This is a genomic window from Odoribacter sp. N15.MGS-14, assembly GCF_000980245.1.
GTDB lineage: Bacteria > Bacteroidota > Bacteroidia > Bacteroidales > Marinifilaceae > Odoribacter > Odoribacter splanchnicus.
Map to the genome: position 1 here is coordinate 1 of NZ_LARE01000064.1, position 17,056 is coordinate 17,056.

Consider the following 17,056-nt stretch of genomic DNA (forward strand, 5'->3'; position numbering starts at 1 on the left):
ACCGGGGGGATCCACCTCTTTCCATTCCGAACAGAGAAGTTAAGCCCCTGAGTGCCGATGGTACTGCCTTATGGTGGGAGAGTAGGTTGGCGCCGAATTTTGAAAGCGAGTTACGAAAGTGACTCGCTTTTTTTTATCTGATTATACTGGCTAAACTAATATTTCCTTACATTCGTTGTATTTTTAATGAAGTTATGGAAAAAATTGGATGACATGCGCAGATATTGGCATATACTCCGAAAATATAAGATAAGTCTGGCTCTTTGCCCTATCCTTGTATTGATTACTGTATGGTGTGAAACGATACAGCCCATGTATATGGCCGAAATAGTCGATCAAGGAGTGATGAAGCGCGATTTGTCACTGATTGCAGAGAAAGGGGTGTATATGATTCTTATCTCCTTATCGGGATTGGGCTTTAGTGTGGTGAATGTCTATATCGCTTCGCGTACTTCTATCGGTTTCGGTACGGATTTACGAGGGGCTCTGTTCGAAAAAATCCAGCGTTTGTCTTTTTTTGATCTCGATCATTTCAGTACCTCCTCATTGATTACCCGCCTGACGAATGATATAGCACGGATACAGCAGGTAGTGCTGATGTCGATGCGGATGATGTTGCGTTCACCGTTTATGTTGGTGATGGCCATATTTTTTGTTGTACAGATCAATAAGCAGTTAGCTCTTACCTTGATGGCTTCGATTCCGGCGTTGAGTATCGCTGTTTTTGTGATTCTGAGAAAGGGATTTCCTTATTTTTTAAAAGTGCAGCAGAAAATTGATCAGCTGAATGGTGTGGTTCGGGAAAACCTGATTAATATTCGGGTGGTAAAATCGTTTGTAAGAGAAGACTTCGAAGCACGAAAATTTGTACGTAGCAGTGAGGAACTGAGGGATATGGTGATCCGGGCTTCGAATATTATTGTTGCGATTTTTCCGGTGATGCAGTTGGTGATGAATTTGTCGGTAATCGCTATTTTGTGGGTAGGCGGATATAAGGTGATGGAAGGGGAATTGCAGATCGGAGAGTTGATTTCATTTGTGAATTACCTGGCACAGGTGTTGATGTCGCTGATGTTGTTGTCGATGTTTATCATGGCATCTGCCCGTGCTTCGGCTTCTTCACGCCGGATTATGGAGGTCTTGAATACTACACCTTCTTTGGCGAATACGCCCGAAGGCTTGGCGGACCGGTATAAAATAAAACGGGGGGAAGTGGAGTTTGTGAATGTTAGCTTCCGGTATGGTAATGGAGAAAACGATGTCTTACGGAATGTAAACTTTCATATCCGGCCGGCGGAGACAGTTGCTGTTGTCGGGGCTACCGGGGCGGCTAAGAGTTCGATGGTGCAGCTGATTCCCCGACTTTATGATGTTACGGGGGGAGAACTTCGCATCGATGGTGTACCTGTGAAGGATTATCATCTGAAAGAGTTACATGCCCGTATCGGTATGGTATTACAAAAGAATGAATTGTTTACAGGAACCATATTGGAAAATCTGAGATGGGGAAAACCGGATGCTACTCTGGAAGAAGCCGAAGAGGCCTGCCGGGTGGCTCAGGTACATGATTTTATTCTGACACTCGCCGAAGGGTACCAGACGATATTAGGACGCGGAGGAATCAATCTTTCGGGAGGACAGAAACAACGTCTTTGCATTGCCCGGGCTCTGCTGAGGAAACCTAAGATTTTGATTTTGGACGATAGTACGAGTGCTGTGGATTCGGAAACAGAACTCCGGATCAGGAATAATCTCAATTGTTTGCTGAAAGATACTACTGTACTGATTATAACACAACGGATCAATACAATGCAGTCTGCCGATCGGGTAATCGTATTGGAAGACGGTGAAGTTGAGGCTATCGGTACACCGGATGAATTGATGGCGACCTCCCGGATATATCAGGAGATTTATAACTCACAGCAAATTTTAAATTAGTTATGGCACACGGAGATCACCTGAAATATCAAGCTAAGCCTAAAGCGGGAAGACAAACTCTGTTCCGGCTGACTTCTTATCTGGTATGCGATCGGCTGTTATTGTCTGTCATCGGCGTTTTGATCGTGCTGAGTATTGCCGCTAATCTGGGAGGTTCTTATCTGCTCCGTCCGATTATCAATCGCTATATTATTCCCGGAGATTTCCTGGGGTTGGGTAAGATGTTGGGGATACTTATCGGGGTATATCTGACCGGAGTGTTTGCTGTTTATGTGGAATACCGCTTGCTGAATAAGATCGGGCAGCGGACTGTGGCCCGGATGCGCGAAGATTTGTTTCGGAAGATGGAACAGCTGCCGGTGGGGTATTTCGATACCCACCAGCATGGTGATTTGATGAGTCGCTATACCAACGATATGGACCGGATTAGTGATGCTTTGACGGATAGCTTGTCGGATATGTTGTCGAGTGCTTTGACCGTAGTGGGTATTTTTTGTCTGATGTTGGTCATCAGCCCGATCTTGACCTTGGTCACTTTGGTTACTGTCCCACTGATGTTTTGGAGTGCCCGGGGAATTGTTCGTAAAAGTCGGCAATATTTTAAGGCACAACAGGCATCTTTGGGTTCGATAAACGGATATATCGAGGAGATGATTAGCGGGCAGAAGGTAGTAAAAGTGTTCGGGCACGAACAGAAGGCAATCTCAGATTTCGAGGAACTGAACCAGGATCTGAAGGGAAAATCACTGAAAGCGCAGTTCTATTCGGGCTTGATGATGCCTGTGATGCAAAATTTGAGTACCTTGAACTATGTGCTGATCACTATTGTGGGGGCTTTGTTAGCTATATTCCGGGGTTTTGATGTGGGAGGTTTGGCAGCATTTTTGCAATATTCCAGACAGTTCGGACGTCCTATCAACGAGCTGGCGAGTCTTTATAATAGCATCCAGGCAGCTTTGGCTGGAGCTGAACGAATATTCGAGGTGATCGACGAACAACCGGAAGCTCCCGATTTACCGGAGGCCGTGAATCTGGAGAAAGTGAAGGGAGAGGTGGTTATGAAGGAAGTTTGGTTCGGCTACCGACCGGAAAAAATGATTCTGAAAGGCATTTCTTTTCAGGCGGCAGCCGGGCGTAAGATTGCTTTGGTTGGAGCTACCGGAGCCGGTAAAACGACGATACTCAGTATGTTACCCCGATTTTTCGATATCCGGTCAGGAGAAATCCGTATAGACCGGCAGGAGATTCGTTGCATACACCGGAATAGTCTTCGGCGCTCGATGGCTATTGTCTTACAGGATACCCATCTATTTACAGGTACGGTACGGGAAAATATCCGCTTCGGCCGTTTGGAAGCCACCGACGAAGAGGTCATTGAGGCGGCTAAACTGACTGCGGCTCATTCATTTATTAAGCGGTTGCCTCATGGTTACGATACTTTACTGGAGAATGATGGTGCTAATTTGAGCCAGGGACAACGACAATTGCTGAACATTGCCCGGGCGGCAGTGGCCGATCCTGCCATTTTATTATTGGATGAAGCAACCAGTAATATCGATACCAGAAGTGAGATCCTGATACAAAAAGGATTAGACCAATTGATGCAGGGGCGTACCAGTCTGATCATCGCCCATCGTCTTTCTACTATCCGTAATGCCGATATGATTTTGGTGCTTGAACGCGGGCAGATCGTCGAGCGGGGTACCCATGAAGAGTTGCTTCGGATGAAGGGAAAATATTTTTCTTTAAATCAAGAACAATTCCGTTGATTATCAATTTTTATGTATGAAATTCCCTGGTTCCTGTCCGGGGGAGCGGAAAACTTTTGAGGGTATAGCATCCCCAGAATTAGGCATTCTTTGGAAATATTTCAGTAATATTAGGTGTTTTTACATCTTTTATAGGAATGTATTTTTGCTTCAAAATTTTGAAGCTATGTTTTTATGGAATGAGAAAGCAATTCAGATTGTCGCAGGGCCTTGTAGTGTTGAGTCTGAAGAGCAATTGTTCGCAACAGCGCGTGGCCTGAAGAAGATAGGGATACAGACACTGCGGGGAGGGATTTGGAAACCCCGTTCAAGGGCTCATCATTTCGAAGGGGTGGGAGAACCAGGCTTGCGGTGGTTACAACAGGTACAGCAGGAATTAAGTATGCAGGTGGCTACCGAGGTGGCTACTCCCCGTCAAGCTGAAGTTGCACTAAAATATGGTATCGATATTTTATGGATTGGGGCACGTACTACTGTCAGCCCCTTTATGATACAGGAAATCGCTGAAGTGTTGAGGGGTGTGGATATTCCTGTGATGCTCAAAAATCCGGTATGTCCTGATCTGGAATTATGGACCGGAGCTGTGGAACGTTTGCTGGATATCGATTTGAAACAGTTGTCTTTGATACACCGGGGATTTTCCGTATTAGACGCTGCTCCATACCGAAATATCCCTTGTTTGGAAATGGCCTTGGAATGAAAAAGCGTTTCCCGGGATTACCTCTTTTTTGCGGATCAATCCGGACCTGGTTTTTTGTCCGTGATGTCGATGTGAATTATGCCGGAGTGGTAAAAGGAAGAAAAGAAGAATTTGTACGTTTGGGATTGACCGAGAAAACACACTATCTGGCTAGTACCGGTATTCAGGGACAGATTGCCGATTCCCGTAGTTTGGTGTTATTGGATGCTTATGCTGTGGATGGCTTGCAGGCAGAGCAGATTCGTTTTTTGCATGCCCCGGAGTATCTGAATCCTACTTATGAATATGGGGTGACTTTCGAACGGGGAACGGCAGTGGAATACGGTGATCGTAAGCATATCTTTATTTCTGGTACAGCGAGTATCGACAATCGGGGGGAAGTTGTTTATCCAGGGAATATTGCAGGGCAGACGCGCAGGATGTTACTTAATATCGAAGCTTTGTTGAAAGAGGCTGGAAGTAGTTTAGCCGATCTGGCCCAAATGATCGTTTATCTGCGGGATATCGCCGATTATCCGATTGTCCGGGATTTGATGGAACAACAATTTCCCGATGTTCCTAAAGTGATTGTTCTGGCTCCCGTATGTCGCCCCGGATGGTTGATCGAAACAGAATGTATTGCGATTAAAGCAGGAGGAAATCCGGAATTCAGGAATCTATAAACGAATTGTGCATTTCATGGTTGGAAAAACCGGAGCGAGAAATGAAAGGCGGCCAGAACCCAGAGTAAAGTGTTGTGTTATATGAATGTCGGAATTTCCGAAAGAATTGGTGTATTTTTTGAAAAGGGCAGCAAGTTGAAAAAGGAAAGGAACTCTGGGTTCAGCTTATGCCATTCGTTTTATGATATAACGATTAGTGTGCCATAATTGAGGTTTGTGGTTTAAGTTGTTGGTTATCAGTGGATGACCGTTTTCTTGAAAAAATAGAGATGTGTAGAATTTTTCTACAATGTAAAAGGATATTTTCTACAATTGTAGAATTTTTCCACAATTGTACTGAATTGGGAGGCCTGATTTTCAGAAAAGACAGGAGGAAGGGAATGTTTGAAAATTTTCCGGGAAATATAGATTAGATATGCCGGAATATCTTTAATTTTACACGCCTTTAATTTTGAAAACGTTTTCAATTAATTTTAATGATATAACAATGGCTAAAGAACAATTTTTAGGAAGACATGTCGGCCCACGTCCGGAAGATGTAGAGGAGATGTTGAAGGTGATCGGAGTGAAGTCTGTCGACGAATTGATAGAACAAACAGTACCGGCATCCATCCGTTTACAGGAACTGTTGGATTTGCCTGCTCCTTTGACTGAAGATGAGTTTTTAGCTCGGATACGGGCTGTCGCTGCTAAGAATAAACTATATCGTTCGTTTATAGGACAAGGATATTACGATACCATTTCTCCGGCTGTTATTATCCGGAATATATTGGAAAATCCGGCTTGGTATACTTCTTATACTCCTTATCAGGCCGAAGTATCCCAGGGACGTCTGGAAGCTTTGCTGAACTATCAGACCATGATTATCGAACTGACAGCTATGGAGATCACCAACTGTTCTCTGCTGGATGAAGCGACTGCTGCGGCAGAAGCAATGACTATGATGTATGCTCTGCGGGGAAAGGAAATGAAGAAAGCCGGAGCAAACAAGTTGTTTGTAGATAATAAAGTATTCCCTCAGATTAAAGATGTATTAGTCACACGTTCTGCTCCTCAGGGAATCGAACTGGTTTACGGAGATTACGATACTTTTGAATTTACTCCGGAAATATTCGGAGCTTTAGTACAATATCCTGCTGCTAACGGTGCGATCCGGGATTACAGAGCTTTTGCCGATCGGGTACATGCCAATGGTTCTCTTTTGACTGTTGCCGCCGATTTGATGAGTTTGGTATTATTGACTCCTCCCGGAGAGTGGGGGGCCGATGTGGTTGTCGGTACTTCGCAGCGGTTCGGTATCCCGATGGGATACGGTGGTCCTCATGCTGCCTACATGGCTACTAAGGAAGAATACAAACGGAATATTCCGGGACGTATTATCGGTGTAACGATCGATGCTCAAGGAAATAAAGCATTGCGTCTGGCTTTGCAAACCCGTGAACAACATATCAAACGTGAAAAAGCATCTTCAAATATCTGTACAGCCAAGGCATTGAATGCTACGATGGCTGGTTTCTACGGTGCATGGCACGGTCGGGAAGGTTTACAGCGGATAGCACGGCATATCCATTCGGCTGCTGTTATTCTGGCGGAAGAAATTAGTAAATACGGCTATCAGCTGAAGGAAGGAAAATTCTTCGATACGATCCGTTTCGTGCTGCCGCAGGGAGTGACTCAGGAAATGATTCGGGAAGTAGCTTTGGAACATCAGATCAATCTGTTCTATTGTGCTTGCGGAACGACTGTCGGATTATCGACCGACGAGAAGATCAGTGAAGCTGAAATCAATGAGATCATCGGTATTTTTGCCGAAGCTGCTGGGAAGAAAGCTGAGAAAGTGACTTTCCTGGACGATTGCACCGTACTCGATCCTGACATGTTGCGGGAGGATGAGTTTATGGCTCAGCCGGTATTCAATATCTATCATTCCGAGACGGCCATGATGCGTTATATGAAGAATCTGGAACGCCGGGATATCTCTTTGGCGACCTCTATGATTTCTTTGGGCTCTTGTACGATGAAATTGAATGCCGCTGTAGAGATGATGCCGATCACCTGGCCTGAATTCGGAGGTATGCATCCTTTTGTTCCGTTTGATCAGGCGGAAGGGTATCAGCAAATGATCCGTGAGACGGAACAAATGCTGGAAAAAGTGACCGGATTTGCAGGTTGCAGCCTGATGCCGAATTCCGGTGCTGCCGGTGAATATACCGCTCTGATGGTATTACGTCAATATCATATTTCCCGTGGAGAAGGTCACCGGAAGGTGATGTTGATCCCCGCCTCCGCTCATGGTACGAATCCGGCTTCCAGTGCTATGGCCGGTTTGCAGATTATCGTAACGGCTACCGATCCAGAAGGAAATATCGATGTCGAAGATTTTCGGGCTAAAGCGGAAGCGAATAAAGACAATCTGTTCGGGGCTATGATTACTTATCCTTCTACCCATGGTATTTTTGAAGAATCAATCCGGGAACTGGTGAAGATTATTCATGATAACGGTGGACAGGTCTTTATGGACGGAGCGAATATGAACGGTCAATGTGGTTTGACAAGTCCCGGATTTATCGGCGCCGACGCTTGCCATTTAAATTTGCATAAGACGTTTGCTATGCCTCACGGTGGTGGTGGCCCGGGTGTCGGTCCGATCTGTGTGGCTAAACACCTGGTAGATTTCTTACCTTCACATGCAGTGGTGAAGACTGGCGGAGAACAAGGAATACATGCTGTGTCAGCCGCTCCTTATGGCTCGGTGAGCATGCTGCCTGTGACCTATGGCTATCTGTTGATGCTCGGAGCAGAAGGTTTGAAGTACGTAACTGAAATGGCTATCCTGAATGCGAACTATCTGGCTTCTTCATTTGAAAAGCTCGGCTTTAAAATTTTGTTCAAAGGCAAACAGGGACGCGTAGGTCATGAAATGATCTGGGATTGCAGCGCTTTCAATAAAGAATATGGTATTTCCGAGCTCGATATTGCTAAACGGTTGATGGACTTCGGTTTCCATGCACCGACCCTGTCGTTCCCGGTACATGGTACTTTGATGGTGGAACCGACTGAAAGTGAACCGAAAGAAGAACTGGATCGTTTTATCGAAGCACTGAAGACAATCCGCGAGGAAATGTGTGAGGTAGCCGAAGGAAAAGCAGATAAAACCGATAATGTACTGAAGAATGCTCCGCATACGCATAAGGTTCTGACAGCTGACGAGTGGACTCACACTTATCCGCGTAGTAAAGCGGCTTATCCGCTGCCTTGGGTGGCTGAGAATAAGTTCTGGCCTCAAGTAGGACGCGTAGACGATGGGTATGGCGACCGCAACCTGATGTGTACCTGCGATCCGCTTTACGATTATGTGAACGACGAAAATTAAAGATCGGTCGATCATATTTTAATCCCGGGACGGTTGAAGCCGAATCCCGGGATTTTTTTGCGAAACAACCTATCTGAATAACGAAAAGTTCACGCTGCCGTATTGCCGGTGTTCGGAAAAACGGGGGTGACTGGAAAAGTCGGTGTTGGCCGGATGTTCTATAATAGCAATCCCATTTTCGGCTAACAATTCATTATCGAAGATTGCGGCAGGGATATCGTCGATTTTATCCAACTTATAGGGAGGGTCGGCGAAAATCAGGTCGAATTTCCGTCCTTTTAATTTTTTGCAAGCGATAAAGACATCGGTTTTATAGATTTTTATGTGCTTAAAACCCAATTCCTTTGCAGTCCGCCTGATGAACATATAATGTTTGTAATTCTGTTCGATGGAGACAATCTCCCGGGCACCACGGGAAGCAAATTCATAACTGATACTGCCGGTACCTGAGAATAGATCAAGGGCGGAAATATCTTCCAGGTCCATATAATTGGTCAGTACATTAAACAAATTTTCTTTGGCAAAATCGGTCGTCGGACGGGCACTGAAACTCTTGTCGGGAAAAATCTGCCGTCCTCGGTGAGAACCACTGATTATTCGCATTTGTGGATATTTAGCAAGTGGATAAAACTGGAATTATTCAATTCATTATTCCGTACGAGCTGGGACAATGGGGCGCAATTCAGGATAGATACATTCGGGATGTATTTATTCATGAGCGTCAGTAAATCCGGATCGTTGACCAGATTGCCCGATAAGGAGGTATGCACGTTCTCTTTATCGATATGACATTGTTGCAGACAATTCAGGGTGTAATAAATCAGGTCAGTCACCGAACCGTAATCAAAAGAATTGAACAACAGTACCTCGTTGTTCTGAGTCAATAATAAATCGAAATACCGATCGTGTATGTCGATAAATAGATGATTGGTATTGAATTGAATGCTTTCGATAGCTTGAATGATAAAAGCATAAGCATTATTGACGATACACAGCGAAGCATAACGGGAGCTCAGAAAATTGACGAAACTACGTGGGAGTACTTCGACCAGGTAACTTTCGATCGCTTTGATTTTCCGGTATAATAAGATATCGTTTTTCTGAGGTTGCAGGCAGATCCGGTACATATCTCCCAAGGTATTCTTATTGAACACATGGGCGGGCAACAGGATTTTTTCTTTTTGGCAAGGTAGAATATATACTTTTTTATATTTTAAATTCAATAGTTCATCTTCCACCATGATTTTTTTTACCTTGGCAATGACGGCATCCTGGCTATCCAACTGGTAAGGCTGGAAAAAAAACACCAAAAGCTGGTGATTATGATTGTGGACACAAAATGAAAGTCCATCCGTCGAGTAACGGATGGACAAAATATATTGTGAAGAATTTTCTTTTATGAAATTACTGTCAATATAATATACGTTCTGCATGCAACTACATTATTCCCAGTTACCTACGTTATTATTCGCTTCTTTCAGGTCACCGACTTTCAGCCCCGGATATTTCTTCAGCCTTTTTCTTTCACCGTTTTCCTGAAGGATTTCATCTTTGTATTGATCTTCGATGTCTTCAAAGATATAGGTATTGGAAATCCAAGCCTGGAAAAGAGGGACTTCTACTCCTGAATCGGTAAACATAGAAGAGGCACCCATATTGAATTGATATTTCCGTTTCGTGAAAGGCACATAACGGAGATCGTCGATCGGGTAATCTTTATTGAAAATGGTTTCTAAAGCGCCTTGTTTTACAGTGTCACGAACAATCCGCCCTTCTTTGATAGCCTGAGCTTCGGTAATTCCTTTTTCCAGGTCTTCGTCGCTCAACGAACCGATTGAACGAACAACTTTTACCGAGTCGTATTTGATGAAATTGATCAGAGTGTCAAAACTACCGGTATATTTTCCATATACTCCTTTATAAGCTTCCTGAGCTGTACGGATATCTTTCAGACGATCGGCAATTCTCGCATATCTCTGTTCTTTTATCACTTTAAATTGTTGAGGAATCTTAATACTTTCGTAGCATTTATAGCCAAGAAAAATAATAATTCCGGCAAGGATAATCTGAATAATAAGCTTTTTCATATTTAACGTTATTTTTGTATGATATTAATGCATAAATTTTCATCAGACCTGTGAGGTTGATCCTAATTTCGTATCTTTATCCCCGCAATTCAAACGTTGTCAACGCAGCACAAAATCTTAATATTGCTCGCAAATTTAGGAAAAAATTTAGATTAAAGGCATAATCTTCTATTAAATTTCATGATGATCCAAAAACATTTTGAAGATATTATCCGGAAGAAATTCGGTTATAATTTTTCTCCGACCCAACAGATCGCTGTTGAGCATTTTATCCGTTTTTTCTTTGCCCGGGAAGAAGAAGGGATTTTTCTGTTGAAAGGATATGCCGGTACGGGAAAGACTTCATTGGTCGCTGCTATTGTGAATGCTTTGGTAAGCCTTGAGTATAAAGTCGTTTTGCTGGCCCCGACCGGTCGGGCGGCGAAGGTTTTTGCCGGTTATGCCGGACAAGCGGCTTTTACGATCCACAAAAAGATTTATCGTCAAAAGTCTTCGACCGATGGAGAAGGCTTGTTTAATCTGGGATTTAATGCCGGTGCTGACACCTTGTTTTTTGTCGATGAGGCTTCGATGATTTCAAATGCCGATGGGGAAGGTAATTTCGGGAGTGGTTGTTTGTTGGACGATTTGATACAGTATATATATAATGGACGGAATAACCGTTTGATACTGATCGGGGATGTGGCTCAGTTACCCCCTGTAGGCCTGGATATTAGTCCGGCCTTGGACAGACGGGAACTGGAAGCTGCTTATAATTTCAAGGTGACCGAGGTGGCTTTGACCGATATTATGCGGCAGGCAGAACAGTCGGGTATTTTATACAATGCCACACAGGTACGGAGTCTGATCGGAATCGGATCGGAAAATCTGCGGCTCAGGATCGGAAAATTTCCCGATGTTTTTAAGATCGGTGGTGGGGAACTTCTGGAAGAAATAGATTCCTGTTACGGGCGGTTCGGGGAAGAAGAAACGATTGTCGTTTGTCGTTCGAATAAACGGGCCAATCGGTTTAATGAAGGAATACGCCGCACGATCTTATACCGGGAAGAGGATTTTTGTAGTGGAGACCGGATTATGATCGTAAAAAACAATTATTTCTGGGGAGCTGATTATGAAAAAATCGATTTTATTGCCAATGGAGATATGGCTACCGTACAACGGGCCGGCAGAAGAGTAGAGCTTTATGGGCATCATTTTGTAAATGCTACACTGAAGATAGATGGGTATGAAGAAGAGGTGACGGCTTGGGTTATGCTGGATACCCTGATGTCCGATTATCCGGCGATGACGTATGAACAAAACCGTATATTTTATCAGGCTGTAGAAGCCGATTATGCCGATATCCCTTCTAAAAAGAAACGATTTGAAAAAATCCGGGAAAATGAATATTACAATGCCTTACAACTGAAATTCGCTTATGCCGTTACCTGTCATAAAGCTCAGGGGGGACAATGGGATGCCGTGTTTATCGATCAGGGGTGGTTGCCGGAGGAGATGCTGAATGATGAGTATTGGCGTTGGTTGTATACGGCGATTACCCGGGCACAGGAAAGGGTATATTTCGTCAATTTTAAAGAAGAGTTCTTCGAAATACCGGTTTGAAAATAGGCTAATGTACCGGTCTGTATACACAGTGCGGTACATTAGCCTGCCGGGTATTAGTTTATTTTCAGATCGGCCATCATTGCATCGATTTTAGCTAAAGCTTCAGCTTGGGCTTTATGAAAATCGTTTACATTTTTCATCGTGGCACGGGCTTCGAAATAGAATTTTATTTTGGGTTCGGTACCGGAAGGACGAACGGAGATTTTGCAACCGTCGGCCAGGAAGAATTGAAGTACGTCACTGGTGGTTGGAAAATCCATGGTTTTTGTTTCTCCGGTTTTCAGATTGATTTCCTGTAATGTTGCATAATCCTTTTTGATGATGATTTCACTGTTATTGATCGTTTTCGGGGTGTTGTGCCGGAGGTTGTTCATCATGTCTTTGATTTCCTGAGCTCCGGTCAGGCCTTTGCGTACAATATAAACCATTTTTTCTTGTGAGAAACCATATTCAGCATAGATCGATTCGAGAATACCGAACAAAGTTTTCCCCTGATCTTTTGCCCAGGCAGCAATTTCTGCCATCAAAGAGGTCGAAGATACGGCATCTTTATCCCGGGTAAAAGAACCTGGCATGAAACCGAACGATTCTTCACCGGCTCCGATGTAACCTTCAGCTCCCTTTTTACGGATCATATCGGCGATCCATTTGAAACCGGTGTATACATCGTAACAGGGAATCCCGTTCTTCTCGGCGATATCTTTAATCAGCTCGGAAGTAACGATCGTTTTACCAGTATACTCGTTGCCTTTGAGTAGGCCTAATGCTTTCCTGCGCTGGATGATATACCAGGTAAAAATAATGTTGGTCTGGTTGCCGTTGAGTAGAATCCACTCGCCCCGGTCGTCTTTAACAGCGATACCGATACGGTCTCCGTCCGGATCACAAGCCATAGCCAGGTCGGCATCGATCTCCCGGGCTTTATCCAATGCCATCTTGAAGGCTGCCGGTTCTTCCGGATTTGCAGAAGCTACGGTTGGAAAATCACCGTCGGTAATCATCTGTTCCGGGATAGTGGTGATATTGGTGAACCCCCAATTACGTAAAGAAGCAGGCACTAATTTATAAGTGGTACCATGTAAGGGAGTAAAAACAATTTTCAAGTCGTGCTGATGTTGAATGGCTTCCGGAGATAAACTCAGGGTTTTTACTGTATTCAGGAATTTCTGGTCAAAGTCTTCGCCAAGAGTCTTGATTTTATCCGGGACAGCCGTGAACTTAATATCGGTGACCTTCACTTTTTTTACTTCGTCGATCACATTTTTATCGTGAGGGGGAACTAACTGTGAACCATCATTCCAGTAAGCCTTATAACCGTTATATTCTTTCGGGTTGTGTGAAGCGGTAATGATGACTCCTCCTTTACATCCCAATTCACGGATAGCAAACGACATTTCCGGTGTCGGACGCAGCGATTCGAAAAGATAAGCTGTAATGCCGTTGGCTGAAAAAATCGCTGCAGTCGTTTCTGCATATTCCCGCGAATGATGGCGGCAATCGTGGCCTATACATACTGAATTATTTTCTCCCGGGAACAGCCGGTTAATATAATTGGCGAAACCTTGGGTAGCGGCACCTACCGTATAAATATTCATCCGGTTGCTCCCCACACCCATAATTCCGCGTAACCCACCGGTACCGAATTCCAGATCGTTGTAAAATGAGTCGATCAATTCGGTCGGGTCACTGGCATTCAACAGGCGTTCTACTTCTGTACGGGTAGCTTTGTCGTAGGCATCGTTCAGCCACATTTCGGCTTTGGCTCTGGCTTTTTGAATAATTTCAGTATTCTCCATAATGTATTTTTTATTGTTGTGATGATTCTGTCTTTGTTGATACGATAAAATATTCCTTAAAGATTTGACAAAGATAGGAAATAAAAAAAGCCCTGCAACGCAGAGCTTTTTTATTTTTAACTTGATCTTTAAGATCTCTTTTCTTTGATTTTGGCTTTCTTACCGGTAAGATTACGGAAATAATAAATCCGGGCACGTCTTACTTTTCCGAGTTTGTTTACTTCGATTTCTTTGATAAACGGTGATTCTATCGGGAAAATTCTTTCAACACCGACATTTCCTGACATTTTACGAACAGTGAAAGTTTTAGTGCTTCCGGTTCCTTTGACCTGGATAACTACACCACGGAATACCTGGATACGCTCTTTATTTCCTTCGACAATTTTGTAGTGAACGCTTACTGTGTCACCTGTGTTGAATGAAGGATGCTCTACTGGGTTCTCAGCGGCAAATGCCTGTTCTGCAACTTTAATTAAATCCATTATTTCAAATTTTAAAAATCCATTTATCGGACACAGTATTATCACGGAGTCTTTCGTATAAGAGACTGTGTACGTTTTTATCGAGGTGCAAATGTAGGAAAAGTTATTTTTATATGCAAATGATTCCCTTTTTATTTTATAACTTCTGAAAAGTTTATGTATAAAAGAGGAACTATCTATCCGGTTATTTACAAGGCTGGTCTGAAAACAAGCTGGTATTTTGAAGGGTATTGAAAGAGAAAATATTGATAAAGAGTGAGATTAGGGGCGAAACGAAGAAATTCTGAGGTGGAAACGTTTGTATAATTTTGCTGAAAAAATTTTTTATTCCGAAAAAAGGTCATATCTTTGTAATCGGAGGTGAGGATTCCTAGTATCAACAGGAATTCTTTTTAATAAAGGCACTTATTGGAGGATAAGTGTCATTTATTTTTTTATGTATAAAATAAATGTTAAATAAACGGTTATGAGCAACAAAGTGTCTTATGTAACAAAAGAGGGATTGAAGAAACTACAGGAGGAATTGGAAAGATTGCAGAATGTAGAACGTCCGAAAATTTCCAAGGCTATTGGAGAAGCTATCGAAAAAGGCGATATTTCAGAAAATGCAGAATATGATGCAGCCAAAGATGCCCAGGGGCTTTTGGAAGCAAAAATAGCCCAACTGAAAGATACCATCGCGACCTGTCGGGTGATCGATGAGTCACAGATCGATACATCTAAAGTACAGATGTTGAATAAGGTGACGATCAAAAATACGAAAACCGGAGCAACAATGACTTATACTCTGGTTTCTGAAACTGAAGCAAATTTCAAGGAAGGGAAGTTATCTATCCATACACCGATTGCACAGGCTTTGGTCGGAAAGAAATTAGGAGATAAAGTGATGGTGAAGGTACCTGCCGGTGAAATGGAGTTCGAAATTATGGATATCAGTCTGTAAAATGCGATTTGTATGGCTTCAATTTTTTCTAAAATCGTGAAAGGAGAAATTCCTTCTTATAAAGTAGCTGAGGATGAGTATTATTATGCTTTTCTCGATATTAATCCTTTGCAAAAGGGACATACGCTTGTGATTCCTAAAAAAGAAACCGATTACCTGTTCGATCTTTCGGATGAAGAGTTAGCCGGGCTAATGGTGTTTGCCAAGAAGGTCGCCAGGGCTATTGGTAAAACCATTCCTTGCCAACGGGTCGGTGTGGCTGTATTGGGTTTGGATGTCCCGCATGCACATGTTCATCTGGTGCCTCTCAACGGAGGGGACGATATGAATTTTTGTAATCCTAAAAAGCAATTTCCGGCTGAGGAAATGAAAGCTTGTGCCGAAGAGATTCACAATAACCTATAAAAGTTATTAGACTATTTATCATGGAGACTGTCTAATAAGTTTAGGCAGTCTTTTTTGAATAAGATTTTATTATCAAAATCTGGCAATTCTGTCATTTTTTGATAATAGAACTAAGGTCCACAGATATTTCTTATTAAATCCGAATTGGCTTGAGAAAATTTTGTTGCTTATATCTTTGGATATGTTAAAGAATGCGGGATGTCACGCAGATTCAGACTTAGAGGGATAGAGGATGCCTCTTTGGAATTTTGGATAAAAGCGTTACGTCCATTATAGTCCGAAAAGGATGAATTTCAGATTGTTTCTGAGTAGGATTATTGCCCGTTGAAAGTGTGTTTTTACGGTTGCTTCGGATATATTCATCTGTTCTGCGATTTCCCGGACTTTCTTTTTTTCTACGGTATGCAGTAAGAGGACTTCGCGTTGTTTTTCCGGTAGCAGGTCTAGTATATATTTAAGGCGGACCTGGATGTCCTCATCGATTTCCGGATCTTCAATGCTTGAGAATAACATGGCCTCGATGATTTTATCCTGATGTCTGTATTGTATGTTCAGGTCTCGGAGGTGATTCAGACAATTGTTTCTGACAATACCGAGCAAATAATAGAATACGGGTTGTTTGTTGCTGTATCGTTCGGGGTGAGACCATAAGAATAGAAAAGCATCTTGTACCAGATCCTCGGCTTCATCCCAATCGTAGAGATAGCGCATAGCATATTTTTGCAACTTGTTAAAAGACATTTGGTATAGCTCGTGAAAAGCTTCCCGGTTACGTTTTTTAATCAAGTGACTCAGTTTATCTTTTTCCGTGGAATCATCCATTATGATATGCTTTTGGGACAAAGGTAAAATTTTTTTCTGTATTGTGTCATCCGTTTTTGAATCCCATGTTACTTTATAGAAAATTTAGTATTTGTTGGTGTGTTTTGATTTATGAATAAGAATAAGATTAGTTGGGATCTTCTCCTCAAAAAAGTTTGTAGGGAATTAACTCCGGAGGAACAGCTTGAGTTGCAGAAGTGGCTGGAAGAAGATGAGCGCCACCGGCTTTATTTTGAACGGGTACGGGCAATTTGGCAAGCGGATGAGAGTACTTCTTTGCGGGAATCGAATTTGCCTAAGGTAATGAATCGTTTTGATGATTACGTAGAAAAGGAAAGCAGGGAGCGTCGTCGAAAAATACAGCATATTTTTCAATATGCAGCTTGTGTGTTGTTGGTTTTGGCTATTGGAGAAGGAATTTTATTCTTTTATGGGGGAGAAGAACAAAAAGTTCTTGAAGCAAAGGCTACCCGG

At 42.9% G+C, this 17,056-nt stretch carries 14 protein-coding genes, 1 rRNA gene and 1 pseudogene; 10 read left to right on the forward strand and 6 right to left on the reverse strand.

The features are described 5' to 3' along the window. The 6 genes and pseudogenes from rrf to gcvP form a co-directional block, all read left to right on the forward strand. Positions 1-98 (forward strand): 5S ribosomal RNA (gene rrf, locus WS34_RS11920); the annotation flags it as partial. A 115-nt stretch (positions 99-213) separates the two neighbouring features. Continuing rightward, positions 214-1,938, forward strand: a complete 1,725-nt coding sequence (locus tag WS34_RS11925; RefSeq protein WP_013612136.1) for an ABC transporter ATP-binding protein — start codon at positions 214-216, stop codon at positions 1,936-1,938. Positions 1,939-1,940: 2 nt separating this feature from the next. Further along, on the forward strand, positions 1,941-3,707 hold the full coding sequence (locus WS34_RS11930; protein ID WP_013612135.1) for an ABC transporter ATP-binding protein: 1,767 nt from the start codon (positions 1,941-1,943) through the stop codon (positions 3,705-3,707). 166 nt (positions 3,708-3,873) lie between these two features. Then, positions 3,874-4,407, forward strand: coding sequence for a DAHP synthetase I family protein (locus WS34_RS11935; RefSeq protein WP_286693747.1), 534 nt, complete (start codon positions 3,874-3,876; stop codon positions 4,405-4,407). 14 nt (positions 4,408-4,421) lie between these two features. Further along, positions 4,422-5,069: pseudogene (locus tag WS34_RS11940) on the forward strand (Rid family hydrolase); the annotation flags it as partial. Between the two features lie 487 nt (positions 5,070-5,556). Next, complete coding sequence (gene gcvP, locus WS34_RS11950; RefSeq protein ID WP_046405069.1) at positions 5,557-8,442, forward strand: aminomethyl-transferring glycine dehydrogenase; 2,886 nt, start codon at positions 5,557-5,559, stop codon at positions 8,440-8,442. Positions 8,443-8,511: 69 nt separating this feature from the next. Here the strand turns inward: gcvP and WS34_RS11955 are convergent, their stop codons facing one another. From WS34_RS11955 to WS34_RS11965, 3 genes are read right to left on the reverse strand one after another with little or no spacing between them, the layout of a single operon-like run. Next, on the reverse strand, positions 8,512-9,045 hold the full coding sequence (locus WS34_RS11955; protein ID WP_013612132.1) for an RsmD family RNA methyltransferase: 534 nt from the start codon (positions 9,043-9,045) through the stop codon (positions 8,512-8,514). Further along, positions 9,036-9,875 carry a DUF3822 family protein gene (locus WS34_RS11960; protein WP_013612131.1) on the reverse strand — a complete coding sequence of 280 codons (840 nt, stop codon included), beginning with the start codon at positions 9,873-9,875 and terminating at the stop codon, positions 9,036-9,038. The genes WS34_RS11955 and WS34_RS11960 overlap by 10 nt, the downstream gene beginning before the upstream one ends. 9 nt (positions 9,876-9,884) lie before the next feature. Beyond that, entirely contained in the window at positions 9,885-10,529 is a 645-nt protein-coding gene (locus tag WS34_RS11965; RefSeq protein WP_022159833.1) for a hypothetical protein, read from the reverse strand. Between the two features lie 183 nt (positions 10,530-10,712). Here WS34_RS11965 and WS34_RS11970 point away from each other — a divergent pair, with 183 nt between their 5' ends. Beyond that, entirely contained in the window at positions 10,713-12,131 is a 1,419-nt protein-coding gene (locus WS34_RS11970; protein WP_046405078.1) for an ATP-dependent DNA helicase, read from the forward strand. Between the two features lie 56 nt (positions 12,132-12,187). Here the strand turns inward: WS34_RS11970 and WS34_RS11975 are convergent, their stop codons facing one another. Then, positions 12,188-13,930: a phospho-sugar mutase gene (locus WS34_RS11975; RefSeq protein WP_013612128.1), complete on the reverse strand. Its 1,743-nt coding sequence runs from the start codon at positions 13,928-13,930 to the stop codon at positions 12,188-12,190. 128 nt (positions 13,931-14,058) lie between these two features. Beyond that, positions 14,059-14,412: a 50S ribosomal protein L19 gene (gene rplS, locus WS34_RS11980; RefSeq protein WP_046405071.1), complete on the reverse strand. Its 354-nt coding sequence runs from the start codon at positions 14,410-14,412 to the stop codon at positions 14,059-14,061. 466 nt (positions 14,413-14,878) lie between these two features. Here rplS and greA point away from each other — a divergent pair, with 466 nt between their 5' ends. Then, positions 14,879-15,355: a transcription elongation factor GreA gene (greA, locus tag WS34_RS11985; RefSeq protein WP_013612126.1), complete on the forward strand. Its 477-nt coding sequence runs from the start codon at positions 14,879-14,881 to the stop codon at positions 15,353-15,355. A 12-nt stretch (positions 15,356-15,367) separates the two neighbouring features. Further along, positions 15,368-15,760, forward strand: coding sequence for an HIT family protein (locus WS34_RS11990; RefSeq protein WP_046405072.1), 393 nt, complete (start codon positions 15,368-15,370; stop codon positions 15,758-15,760). Between the two features lie 270 nt (positions 15,761-16,030). On the opposite strand, the gene WS34_RS11995 is transcribed toward WS34_RS11990, so the two are convergent. After that, positions 16,031-16,582: an RNA polymerase sigma factor gene (locus tag WS34_RS11995; protein ID WP_046405073.1), complete on the reverse strand. Its 552-nt coding sequence runs from the start codon at positions 16,580-16,582 to the stop codon at positions 16,031-16,033. 111 nt (positions 16,583-16,693) lie between these two features. Between WS34_RS11995 and WS34_RS12000 the strand changes: the two genes are divergently transcribed. Continuing rightward, positions 16,694-17,056, forward strand: a 363-nt coding sequence (locus WS34_RS12000; protein ID WP_046405075.1) for a FecR/PupR family sigma factor regulator, incomplete at its 3' end; no start/stop codon positions are given.

What these genes read in the sequence shown, in the direction of transcription:
- WS34_RS11925 (WP_013612136.1), top strand. Translation starts at nt 214, where the DNA reads ATGCGCAGATATTGGCATATACTCCGAAAATATAAGATAAGTCTGGCT.
- WS34_RS11930 (WP_013612135.1), top strand. Translation starts at nt 1,941, where the DNA reads ATGGCACACGGAGATCACCTGAAATATCAAGCTAAGCCTAAAGCGGGA.
- WS34_RS11935 (WP_286693747.1), top strand. Translation starts at nt 3,874, where the DNA reads ATGTTTTTATGGAATGAGAAAGCAATTCAGATTGTCGCAGGGCCTTGT.
- gcvP (WP_046405069.1), top strand. Translation starts at nt 5,557, where the DNA reads ATGGCTAAAGAACAATTTTTAGGAAGACATGTCGGCCCACGTCCGGAA.
- WS34_RS11955 (WP_013612132.1), bottom strand. Translation starts at nt 9,045, where the DNA reads ATGCGAATAATCAGTGGTTCTCACCGAGGACGGCAGATTTTTCCCGAC.
- WS34_RS11960 (WP_013612131.1), bottom strand. Translation starts at nt 9,875, where the DNA reads ATGCAGAACGTATATTATATTGACAGTAATTTCATAAAAGAAAATTCT.
- WS34_RS11965 (WP_022159833.1), bottom strand. Translation starts at nt 10,529, where the DNA reads ATGAAAAAGCTTATTATTCAGATTATCCTTGCCGGAATTATTATTTTT.
- WS34_RS11970 (WP_046405078.1), top strand. Translation starts at nt 10,713, where the DNA reads ATGATCCAAAAACATTTTGAAGATATTATCCGGAAGAAATTCGGTTAT.
- WS34_RS11975 (WP_013612128.1), bottom strand. Translation starts at nt 13,930, where the DNA reads ATGGAGAATACTGAAATTATTCAAAAAGCCAGAGCCAAAGCCGAAATG.
- rplS (WP_046405071.1), bottom strand. Translation starts at nt 14,412, where the DNA reads ATGGATTTAATTAAAGTTGCAGAACAGGCATTTGCCGCTGAGAACCCA.
- greA (WP_013612126.1), top strand. Translation starts at nt 14,879, where the DNA reads ATGAGCAACAAAGTGTCTTATGTAACAAAAGAGGGATTGAAGAAACTA.
- WS34_RS11990 (WP_046405072.1), top strand. Translation starts at nt 15,368, where the DNA reads ATGGCTTCAATTTTTTCTAAAATCGTGAAAGGAGAAATTCCTTCTTAT.
- WS34_RS11995 (WP_046405073.1), bottom strand. Translation starts at nt 16,582, where the DNA reads ATGGATGATTCCACGGAAAAAGATAAACTGAGTCACTTGATTAAAAAA.